At 41.5% G+C, this 10,546-nt stretch carries 7 protein-coding genes and 2 pseudogenes; 5 read left to right on the forward strand and 4 right to left on the reverse strand.

Annotated features, from left to right (window positions below; translation table 11 throughout):
- Window positions 1-55: 55 nt before the first annotated feature.
- A pseudogene (treP, locus tag RP262_RS05730) lies at window positions 56-2,101 on the reverse strand (PTS system trehalose-specific EIIBC component).
- 187 nt (window positions 2,102-2,288) lie between these two features.
- Here treP and treR point away from each other — a divergent pair.
- Window positions 2,289-3,002 (forward strand): trehalose operon repressor, encoded by a 714-nt coding sequence (gene treR, locus RP262_RS05735; RefSeq protein WP_311154553.1) that lies wholly within the window; start codon window positions 2,289-2,291, stop codon window positions 3,000-3,002.
- Window positions 3,003-3,368: 366 nt separating this feature from the next.
- Here the strand turns inward: treR and RP262_RS05740 are convergent, their stop codons facing one another.
- Together RP262_RS05740 and RP262_RS05745 are read right to left on the reverse strand one after the other, a co-directional pair.
- Window positions 3,369-4,709 carry a hemolysin family protein gene (locus RP262_RS05740; RefSeq protein ID WP_002897050.1) on the reverse strand — a complete coding sequence of 447 codons (1,341 nt, stop codon included), beginning with the start codon at window positions 4,707-4,709 and terminating at the stop codon, window positions 3,369-3,371.
- Window positions 4,710-4,860: 151 nt separating this feature from the next.
- Window positions 4,861-5,985 carry an AI-2E family transporter gene (locus RP262_RS05745; RefSeq protein ID WP_002897049.1) on the reverse strand — a complete coding sequence of 375 codons (1,125 nt, stop codon included), beginning with the start codon at window positions 5,983-5,985 and terminating at the stop codon, window positions 4,861-4,863.
- Between the two features lie 74 nt (window positions 5,986-6,059).
- Here RP262_RS05745 and RP262_RS05750 point away from each other — a divergent pair, with 74 nt between their 5' ends.
- The 4 genes from RP262_RS05750 to RP262_RS05765 all read left to right on the forward strand — a co-directional run bounded on the left by RP262_RS05750 (window position 6,060) and on the right by RP262_RS05765 (window position 9,783).
- The gene (locus RP262_RS05750) at window positions 6,060-6,854 is read left to right on the forward strand and encodes an ABC transporter ATP-binding protein (protein WP_311154549.1); all 795 of its coding nucleotides are present in this window, start codon (window positions 6,060-6,062) and stop codon (window positions 6,852-6,854) included.
- Window positions 6,851-8,413 carry a beta-carotene 15,15'-monooxygenase gene (locus RP262_RS05755; RefSeq protein ID WP_311154550.1) on the forward strand — a complete coding sequence of 521 codons (1,563 nt, stop codon included), beginning with the start codon at window positions 6,851-6,853 and terminating at the stop codon, window positions 8,411-8,413. The genes RP262_RS05750 and RP262_RS05755 overlap by 4 nt, the downstream gene beginning before the upstream one ends.
- Before the next feature lie 111 nt (window positions 8,414-8,524).
- Window positions 8,525-8,899, forward strand: coding sequence for a hypothetical protein (locus RP262_RS05760; RefSeq protein ID WP_311154551.1), 375 nt, complete (start codon window positions 8,525-8,527; stop codon window positions 8,897-8,899).
- A gap of 119 nt (window positions 8,900-9,018) precedes the next feature.
- Complete coding sequence (locus RP262_RS05765; RefSeq protein WP_311154552.1) at window positions 9,019-9,783, forward strand: class I SAM-dependent methyltransferase; 765 nt, start codon at window positions 9,019-9,021, stop codon at window positions 9,781-9,783.
- Between the two features lie 557 nt (window positions 9,784-10,340).
- Here the strand turns inward: RP262_RS05765 and RP262_RS05770 are convergent.
- Window positions 10,341-10,546, reverse strand: a pseudogene (locus RP262_RS05770) (bacitracin ABC transporter permease); the annotation flags it as partial.

Here is a 10,546-nt window from a genome sequence, read left to right on the forward strand (position 1 = left end):
GAAAAGGGACAGATTTTAAAGCACCGTCCCTTTCTATAAATCATTTCATTTTTCTTTAAAGTGGCTTAGCGTTCATCAACTGACCACCTCGCTCAACTGCCCGAGGAAGTTGTTCAAGCTCCTCCACCTGATAACTGTCTGAGTTTGTAATGATGACTGGTGTTTCCGTTACATAGCCCGCTTTCTTGATCATGTCTATATCAAAGGAAATGAGTTTGTCGCCAACCTTGACCTTATCACCTTGAGATACATAACCTTCAAAGCCTTTTCCTTCCAGATTGACAGTGTCCATTCCGATATGCATCAGGATTTCAACCCCTTCATCTGACAAGATGCCAATTGCATGCTTGGTTGGGAAGAAGACTGTTACTGTACCATTGACTGGTGAAACCAACTCACCTTGGCTAGGAACAATGACAACTCCACGCCCCATCAAACCTTGTGCAAAGACAGGATCTGTTGCCTGACTCAATTCTTTGACTTCTCCTGCCAGCGGACTAGTAATAGTTACAGGAGCTGATGAATCAGATGCTTTCACCTTTGGAGAAGACTCGGCTTTGGATGGCCCCGCAAATTCAGACTCTTCCTGAGTTGCAAACTCTGCCTGCAATTCTGGATCTTCCTCTGCCTTCGTCAAGAAGCCTGTCTTGTGGAAAAAGAAAGTCAGGAACATTGGTACAAGAATTGCTACAAGCATAACTAGAAGGAAAGGAAGCCAGTAGTTTGCCTGAATAGAAAGGATAGCTGGTAAGCCCCCTACACCAATACCAGTTGCTGTAACATTAAAGTTAAGGGATAAAACTCCAGCAATTGAAGATCCAATCATCCCGGCAACAAATGGATAAACGTACTTGACATTGACCCCGAAGAGAGCTGGCTCAGTAACTCCAAGGTAAGCAGAAATGGTTGCTGGAAGCGAAATTTGTGCCTCTCTTTAATCACGACGATGCATGAGATAGTAGGCAAATACAGCTGAACCTTGAGCAATATTAGACAGAGCAATCATTGGCCAAAGAGCTGTGCCTCCATAATCATTGGCTAACTGTGTATCAATGGCATTGGTCATATGGTGGAGACCTGTAATCACAAACGGAGCATAAAGGGCACCAAATACTGCACCAAACAACCATTTGAATGAACCTGTCAAACCAAGAAATACGAACTTAGACATGCCTTGTCCAACCCACCAGCCAAAAGGACCTAAAACCGTGTGAGCCAAAATCAGAGCTGGAAGCAGAGAAAGCAAAGGAACAAAAATCATAGAAATCACTTCTGGAATCCGTTTACGCCAGAAAATTTCTAAGTAAGAGAGAGACAGACCAGACAAGAGAGCTGGAATGACCTGACCTTGGTAACCATATTTGTGAAACTTAAGTATTCCAAAATACCAAGTGAAGTCTTTAGCAATCACAGCTTTAGAGGTATTGGCTACATCATAAGCATTCAGCAAATGTGGAGAAACCAAACAAATCCCTAAGACAATCCCAAGAATCTGACTGGTTCCCATCTTACGGGAGATAGACCAAGTAATCCCCACTGGTAAGAAGTGGAACACTGCTTGTGCCGGCAGCCAAAGAAAGTCGTTGACATTGCTCCAGAATTTAGATACATCAACAATTGTATTATAAACTGGCTGTCCATTTTTTACTTGTGCAACTCCGTCAACAATCTTTCTCCCCAAAGCTTCAATATGCACACCCTCAAGGACATTGCGGAAGCCCAGTATCAACCCTCCGACAATCAAGGCTGGAATCAAGGGTGTAAAAATTTCTGCCAGAGTGGCCATAACCCGCTGAAGGGGATTTTGCTTGCTCTTAGCAGCAGACTTGGCTGCTTCTTTTGATACTCCCTCAATACCTGATACAGCAGTGAAGTCATTGTAAAAGATTGGCACATCATTTCCAATGATGACTTGGAATTGCCCAGCATTTGTGAAAGTTCCCTTGACCACTGGGATTGCCTCAATGGCCTTGACATTGGCCTTTTTATCATCGCCAAGTACAAATCGCATCCGCGTTGCGCAATGACTAACTGCTGTGACATTCTCTTTGCCGCCGATTGCATCTAGCAAATCTTTGGCTTCCTTCTCAAATTTTCCCATTTGACTACTGGCTGAATGAGAATCCAGCACTCTCCTTATATTTTTTAAGAGTTAGTTTTTCAACACATCTCTGCAAATAATTGTAATCGATTTCAAAGATGTAGGCAAGTTGTTTGTTGAAAATATCCCTCATTTTTGATAAAATTTTCTATGTTGTATGCAAAAAAGAAAACAAGTGAAGTTTATGATGAAGAAATACAAACAATTATTCAAACAGATTGAGAAAGATATTTTAGAGGAACGATATGCAGTCGGGGACTTCTTGCCCAGCGAACATCAGCTGACAGAAGACTACAAGGTCAGCCGCGACACGGTACGCAAGGCTCTGGCCCTGCTGCAGGAAGAAGGATTGATTGAAAAAGTCCGCGGACAAGGTTCCAAAGTCATCAAGCAAGAACAGTTTGACTTTCCTGTGTCTAAGTTAACCAGCTATCAAGAAGTAGTCAGACAGAATAATATGCAGTCCAAAACCAATGTTGTCAGCTTAGAAAAGATTACCGTGGACCAGAAATTGTCCGACATCACTGGCTTCCCTCCCTACCGACTAGTTTGGCGAATCGTCCGTCAGCGCGTTGTAGACCAAGTCGCCTCTGTATTAGATATTGACTATTTAGACAAGGGCATCGTCCCTGACTTGACAAGGGAAATCGCTGAGCAGTCCATTTATGCCTATTTGGAAAATGATTTAAAGCTCAATATCGATTATGCCAAGAAGGAATTTACCATTGACCACGCCAATGACCGAGACAAGATTCTCATGGACCTAGGCAAGGACCAGCAAGTCGTCTCTGTCAAGTCTCAGGTCTATCTGGCAGACGGCCGCCAGTTTCAATATACCGAGAGCCGCCACAAGCTCGACAAATTTCGCTTTGTGGATTTTGCTAAGCGTCAGAAAGAATAACCTTGAGTCCCATCTAGACCACAAAACCACCTCTGCCTTCCAGCTGGCAGAGGTGGTTTCTTTTATGAGTAGTCTAAGGCTGCTTTGTTTTAGAGCGACAAAGAGCCTCAAAATTTCTTTATACTTGTTTTAGGAGATTTATATGAAAAAATTAGTTAAGGGCTTCTGCTGCTTTTTAAACGTTACTGATTCTTATTACTTCCTTTCCTACTTTTGCGCCTGTGAGAATGTCAATATTTGCTTATCATATAGGGTAACTTTAGATGTCATTGGACTGTCCTCATTTCTATTTTGATGGTATTAGTATAATCCCAGAAACTTAAGACAGACTTATAAAAAACTTGAAGGAAACTTAAAAGGCTGAGTTTATTTCTCAGCCTTTTCTGCTTCTTCAATAATGTCAGAAATTTCAACTTTCACCTTCGTAACACGACCATTTTTAACCTTGTCATTGGTCAAAATGAGTTGCTTATTCTGACTTTCGACTTCGTAGCTAATGCGTTCTTTCGGGTCTGGAATAGTTCCTACACAAGTCAAGTAATAACCAGCTATCGTATCCACATCGTCGCTTTCGATTTCGACTTCAAAGTATTCATTAAAGTCATTGAGGGTCATGGTTCCTAAGACGATGTAGGTATTCTCACCGATTTCATGGACTTCGATTTCAGCCTTGTCTGTCTCATCGTCGATCTCACCAACAATCTCCTCCAAGAGGTCTTCCAGTGTGACCAGACCAGCCATACCACCATACTCATCCAAGAGAATGGCCATTTGATTTTGCGTATTGCGCAGTTCCTTGAGCAAATCATCGACAAACATGGTTTCCGGTACAAAGAGCGGCTCCTGCAGGATCTTGCGCAGAACGATATTGTCAAAACCATTGATGAATCCTTCATTAAGCAGTCGCTTGGTATGAATCAATCCAATGACATTGTCCTTATCCCCATCATAGACAGGAATCCGCGAGAAGCTCTGCTTGAGGATGCTTTCGATGATTTCCTTGGTGTCGTCCTGAATGTCTACCATAAAGGCATCCGTCCGTGGCACCATCAGTTCACGCGCCATCAGCTCATCCAGAGAGAAAATCCCCTGCAGCATCTCAATTTCGTCCGCATCCAAGGTCTCTTCACTCTTAGTCAGCATATACTCAATCTCGTCCCGGGTCATCTTTTCGTCTGCATCATCAAACTTCATCGGCGTTATCCGGCTCAGCAGGTTGGTTGATGCTGACAGCAACCAGACGAAGGGGCTGACAATCTTGCCAAGAAAAATAATAACCGGTGCAGCCCGCACAGCTAGATTATCTTTCAGGTTCATGGCAATGCGCTTAGGATAAAGCTCACCCAAAACAATTGAAATATAGGTCAGCAGCACCAGAGCCAAGAAAGTCCCGATAGCACGCGCAGTTTCGGAATTTCCCATCCAAGAAGAGAAAAGTTTTCCCAGATTATCCGCAAAGCTGGCCCCAGACAGGATATTGATAACCGTAATCCCAACCTGAATAGTTGATAAGAAGTTATTGGGGCTTTCCAAGACAGCTAAGAGCCGGATATACTTGAGGTCGCCCTCTTCAGCCTTTTGCTCCACACGCGCCCGATTGAGCGATACCATTGCCATCTCAGCAGCTGAGAAAAAGGCATTTAACAAAGTCAATATAAACAGTAGTAAGGCTTGCCATAACATATTCTGACTGCCAGGGTCTTCCATTGATTCTTTCTCCTCGAAAAGTATAGGTAAATCTGATTATATCATATTTTTAAATTTAGTGCACAGGAAATGAAAATAAGACGGAAGGCCATTCTTCCGTCTTATTTTCTAGTCTCGAGACTCTGGATTCAATCGAATTCCAAACTCATCCTTATTTATTAATAATCCCAAACTCTTCGTTCTTCTTCTGCTGCTGGGCTTCCTTGTGATTATCATAGAGGTTAGCCAAAAACTTAGCGATTTCTTTGAGGATGGAATAGGTCGGGATTGCCACAATCATCCCTAGAACTCCATAGATATTGCTGGATAGAAGCAAGAGCACCATGATAGTAATGGGATGGACTTTCATCACACCGCCAACAATACGAGGATAGAGGATATTACCATCGACCTGCTGGATAATCAGCATGTAAATCAAGGCCGCCACCATCTTCTGAGGATCGGTAAAGGCATAAGTAATGACCATGGGAATCAAGCCGATACTCGGTCCCACATAAGGTATTAGATTAGCCAGACTGGAGAAAATAGCAAAGACCAAAGCGTACTTGAGTCCAATGACACTATAGCCAATATAGGCCAGAGCACCGATAATCAGGGCATCGATTGAAATTCCGCTGATATAGCGGGCAACAGTAGCATTGAGATTGGTCAGTAAACTAGAGATATTGAGCTTATCCCGCTTGAGGACTGTCCGCTCCAGCATGGGCAAAAGCTTATGGCCGTCCATGAGGAAGTAAACCAAGAAAATCGGCGTCATAATCAAAATCATCAGCGTATTGACAACTGCTGACAGAACACTTCCCAGACTATTGGTCACACTGTTGAGGATATTTTGCAGAATGTCCACATAAGACAGGTTGAGCTGCTGGATGGTGGATTGGATATTCAGATTTCGAAAGAGCGGATTTTTAGATAATTGATTGACAAAACTTTGAATTTCCCAATAAAGGCCTTGCGTTGAATTAATCAGGCTGCTTAGCTGATTAATCAAAATCGGCAAGAGGTAAATAACACCCAAAGCAATCAAGCCAAACAGAAGGCTGAGCGTAATCAGAATCCCAATCATTCGGTTGATTTTGAGCTTCTCCTGGAGAAATTTCACCAGCGGATTGGTGATATAGTAAAGGAATCCTCCCACAAGAAAGGGAATCAAGATTGTATTCACAACGCTAACAATCGGGGTTATCATATCCCCCATCTGGCGCCAGATAAAGAAGATAATCGTTAGCAAAAGGACCTCGCTGGTCCAAAACATCAGCTTACTTTTATGAAACATTTGACTCCTCCTATCAGTTATTTTACCATAAATTTTGTTATAATAAAGGAGATTTAACGAAAGAAAGAGTAAAAATGGAAAAGATTATCAAACTGGAAAATGTAAGCTTGGCTAAACAAGGCCGAACCATCTTAAAAGATCTCAACTGGCAGGTGAAAAAGGGGGAGCATTGGGCTATTCTCGGTCTCAACGGTTCTGGAAAGTCTACTCTCCTGCGCCTGCTCATGGCTGAACATTGGAAGACCCAGGGCAAGGTAACAGTTCTCGGTACTGAATTTGGTGCCGGCGACATTCCTCAGCTGCGAACTAAGATTGGAGTAGTCGGCTCCTTCATTGCTGAACGACTACCCAGCCATCTCAGTGCCGAAGAAATCGTCCTGACAGGCAAGTATAAAAGCAGTATTCTCTATGCTCCTTATGGACAGGCAGAGCTGGATCAAGCTAGGGAAATGCTGGCTTCCATTGGCGGACAAGATTTGATTGGCCGGAGCTACATCAGTCTATCTCAAGGGGAAAAGCAGCTCTTGCTGATTGCGCGCAGTCTTATGGAAAAGCCAGAATTGCTTATCTTAGACGAAGCGACCAGCGGTCTGGATCTCTTTGCCCGCGAGCGTCTGCTGGATCAGATTGGTAAGATTACACAGATGAACCAGGCTCCAACCATCCTCTATGTCACCCACCATGTAGAGGAAATCACTGCTGCTATGGATCATGTCCTACTCCTAAAAGAAGGTGAAATCATAGCCCAAGGTCCTAAAGAAAACATTCTTCAAAAAGAGGTCATGGATCGATTTTATCCCCAGCCAGTCGAGCTGATTGAGCTGGGAGAAGATCGCTATTTCGTCAAGGTGGAGGTCAGGTCCTCATGAAGCAATTTTCTAATACCATCTTCAATCTGGGCTACTTCCTGATTCTGACCATGACTGCGATTGCCTTACTTTTCCTGTCTGGACAGATTCTGCTGTCCCACACTTACATCCCTTTAAGGATTGCAGAAGGGGTCCAATTCGTCAGTAATCCTTGGTATTTCTACCCTATCCTCCTGCTCTTTCTCCTCAGCCTCTTTTTAATCCGGCCCCTATTGGAAAAGGTTCAGACCAAGCATCTTTTTTGGATTTTTTCCCTCATTTTTATAGCAGCAGCGGTTTTTCTGATAACTGCCTACGATGGCCGCATCCGAGCTGACGCCAAGCACGTTTTCAATGCAGCGCTGGCCTTTAATGGAGGAGATTACAGCTCGCTGACAACCGTCGGAAGCTACATGTATCGCAATCCCCATCAGTTAGGACTGATGACTCTGGAGCGACTTTATGCTTTTATTTCTCCGATGACTCAGTTTGCTTTTAGCATGAATGTCGTCTGGACTTTACTCAGTCATTTCTTGATTTACAAGATTACTGCTCTGCTCAGTGCCAGAGAAATGATTCAGAAATACACGATTCTGCTGACCTTTCTCTTTTTACCACAGCTCTTTTTCATCCTCTTTGTCTACGGTACCATTCCTGGACTCTTCTTCTGTCTGCTCAGTCTCTATGCTTTTATCAAGCTGGATCAGAAAGGAAACTTACTCTATGCCTTGCTGGGAGCGGCCAGTATCAGTCTAGCCTGCCTCCTGCGTAATAACTACATCATCTTTGCCATCATGCTGATTGGCGTCTGCTTCCTGTCCATCTTTTATAAATGGTCTTGGAAGAAACCCTTAGCCATCATCCTGATTTTAGCCGGTATCGTCCTTTCAAACAAGGGTCTGACGGCCTACTATGAGCAGCTGATTGGGGGCAAGATTGGTGTCGGTACCCCAAAAATCGCCTACATCACTATGGGCCTGCGGGATGATCCCAATCGGCAGACCTTAGGAGGCTGGTACGATGCCTACAATACCAAGATTCTCAAGCGCAACAAATATGATGAAAATTTGGCTACAGAAATGGCCACTCGGGATTTGAAGGATATTTTGATTCACTTCAGTAAGCATCCTGCTTATGCGCTCAAATTCTTCTACGAAAAGGTCAAGTCGACTTGGACTGAGCCGACTTTTCAGTCTATTTGGACTGGGCCTCAGATTGAGCGCCAGCAATATATGAAGCCAGCTGTCCTGCGCAGCATTTATGAGGAAAGAAAAGGTTATCAGATTGTTAATTTCCTGCTCTTGACCCTGCTAGCCAGCATCTATCTGCTCTCCTGTTTCTTTATCCTGCATAAATTTTTCGTCGCCGAGGAAAAACTGACGCCTTTTGACCTCTATCCCTTCATCTTTCTCTTGGGGGGCGGGCTCTTCCACTTCTTCTGGGAAACCAAGAGCCAGTACGTCTATATCTATGTCCTCCTTCTCATCCCTTCCGCCGCTCAATCCTTAGTCGACCTGAGCGATTGGTGGAAGAACAAAGGAAAAGGGAAAGCAACAGACCAGCTTGAGAAAGACTTATAAAACTTGAACACTTGATAAGAATTTCTTATAATTTTATAGGAATATTAAGTAAATCAAAGTTGAATTTGTAATTAAAATTTTTTGTATTTTACGAAGGGAGAATAGAGATTTATGTTTTCAATATTAGGTGCAGTATTATTTGGAGTTATAGCAATTATGACAGTTCTTGTTGCTTGCGGTTTGCCTTTGGGCGAATTTACAATGGGTGGACAACATAAAATCTTACCTAAGAAATTTAGAATTGTGGCAGTCATTTCGGTGGCTATCCAAATTTTTGCCATGATCATTATTTTGCAAGCCGGAGGTTTGCTTCCCTTGTGGCTGTCTTTCAAGGTTACTAAATATATTTGTTTCTTCTTTGCCGCTTATCTATCCTTGAATACAATTATGAACATGATTTCAAAAAGTAAGAAAGAAAAATATGTAATGACTCCGATTTCACTTATAGCTGGAATATGTTTTTGGATAACAGCATTTCAGATGTAGCATGTGAAATGAGGATCATCTATAGTGCGTCACATTGGAATTTGTAGAGGTGAGAAAAATGTAATGGCAACCTATTCACCTTAAATCGAAATAATATAAAATTACGAGGAGATTATAAGATGAACAATTATATAAAATTAAATGAAGATAGATGGAATAATGTAAAAAATGACTATACTGATCCATTGACACATGAAGAATTAGAAGAAGTTAGAAATAATCCAATTTCTGTTGCATTAACTGTTGGGAAAAAAGTTCCAAAAGAATGGTTTGAAAAAGCCAACGGAAAAAAGATATTAGGATTAGCTTGTGGTGGTGGACAGCAGGGACCAGTTTTTGCTATAAAGGGTTATGATGTAACCATAATGGATTTTTCTAAATCACAATTACAAAGAGATGAGTTGGTTGCTAAAAGAGAAGGCTTAAAAATCAATACCGTTCAAGGCGATATGACAAAACCATTTCCATTTGAAAATGAAACTTTTGATATTATTTTTAATCCAGTTTCAAATGTATATATAGAAGATTTAGAAAACATGTATAAAGAAGCCTCTCGAGTATTGAAAAAGGGTGGATTGTTAATGGTCGGATTTATGAATCCTTGGATATACATGTATGATGCTGACATTGTATGGGACAAACCTGATGAGGAATTACTTTTAAAGTTTTCAATACCTTTTAATTCAAAAGAGCTTGAAGAGGAAGGCAAGATAACCATAAATCCAGAATATGGATATGAATTTAGCCATACCTTAGAAACTCAGATTAGAGGACAACTCAAAAATGGTCTCGCTATGATAGATTTTTATGAATCGTGTGACAAAAGACATAGATTATCACGCTATGGAAATGATTATATAGCTACACTTTGCATCAAACTATAATATTATAGAACATACTTCAGGAGAATGGCCCATTTTATTTTCTTTAAGGGTTAAAAATCTAAAAATCCCAGTTTGTATAATTGAATATAACGATTTGAGAAACAGTAAATCACAAAGGTTTACTGTTTTTTTGCTTATTTTGAGAAGTCATAACCACCCTTGAAAGCGGGTGACTTGTACACCGGCTATAAGCCGTTTCCCTCTAGCGACGTCTAAAGACGTTCGCTGAACTTCTTTTAGGTTAATGCTATGATTACTTGACTAATGCCCGTAAAAACAGGCTTTTATCTTAATTCTAAAACTGCCATCTGAGAACTGTTTGACACTTAACTTATCAAAGACAAGGTCATTTTTTCCCAATCGCGTATATATTTAGAAACTATCTTTTCATTTAGGTCCAAGATACTTACATAGTCTCCTCTCGGTCTCCTCTCGCCCAAAACTTCCGATTGTCATAATATAACCCCTCTTGTTTTTCAATCTGAACAGGAGGGGTTGTTTTGAATTGAAATGAATAAGGCTCATCTTTGTGTTATTAGCATTTTCATCACTTCATTTTAATCGTAATCAGCATATCTCCACCAAGCTATTGTTGCGATAAGACCTAGAATACTTACCCCAAGTAAACTGACAATGCTCCCAAAATTCAATATTGCTTTTCCTGCAATACCACTTGCGAGTGCAGGAATCGCCCATGGAATGTATCTTCCAAAGTTAAGAGCAGAACCAAGTTGAGAAAAAATAATTGTAAAAATAATAAATG

Source organism: uncultured Streptococcus sp., assembly GCF_963456385.1.
GTDB lineage: Bacteria > Bacillota > Bacilli > Lactobacillales > Streptococcaceae > Streptococcus.

What these genes read in the sequence shown, in the direction of transcription:
- treR (WP_311154553.1), top strand. Translation starts at nt 2,289, where the DNA reads ATGAAGAAATACAAACAATTATTCAAACAGATTGAGAAAGATATTTTA.
- RP262_RS05740 (WP_002897050.1), bottom strand. Translation starts at nt 4,709, where the DNA reads ATGGAAGACCCTGGCAGTCAGAATATGTTATGGCAAGCCTTACTACTG.
- RP262_RS05745 (WP_002897049.1), bottom strand. Translation starts at nt 5,985, where the DNA reads ATGTTTCATAAAAGTAAGCTGATGTTTTGGACCAGCGAGGTCCTTTTG.
- RP262_RS05750 (WP_311154549.1), top strand. Translation starts at nt 6,060, where the DNA reads ATGGAAAAGATTATCAAACTGGAAAATGTAAGCTTGGCTAAACAAGGC.
- RP262_RS05755 (WP_311154550.1), top strand. Translation starts at nt 6,851, where the DNA reads ATGAAGCAATTTTCTAATACCATCTTCAATCTGGGCTACTTCCTGATT.
- RP262_RS05760 (WP_311154551.1), top strand. Translation starts at nt 8,525, where the DNA reads ATGTTTTCAATATTAGGTGCAGTATTATTTGGAGTTATAGCAATTATG.
- RP262_RS05765 (WP_311154552.1), top strand. Translation starts at nt 9,019, where the DNA reads ATGAACAATTATATAAAATTAAATGAAGATAGATGGAATAATGTAAAA.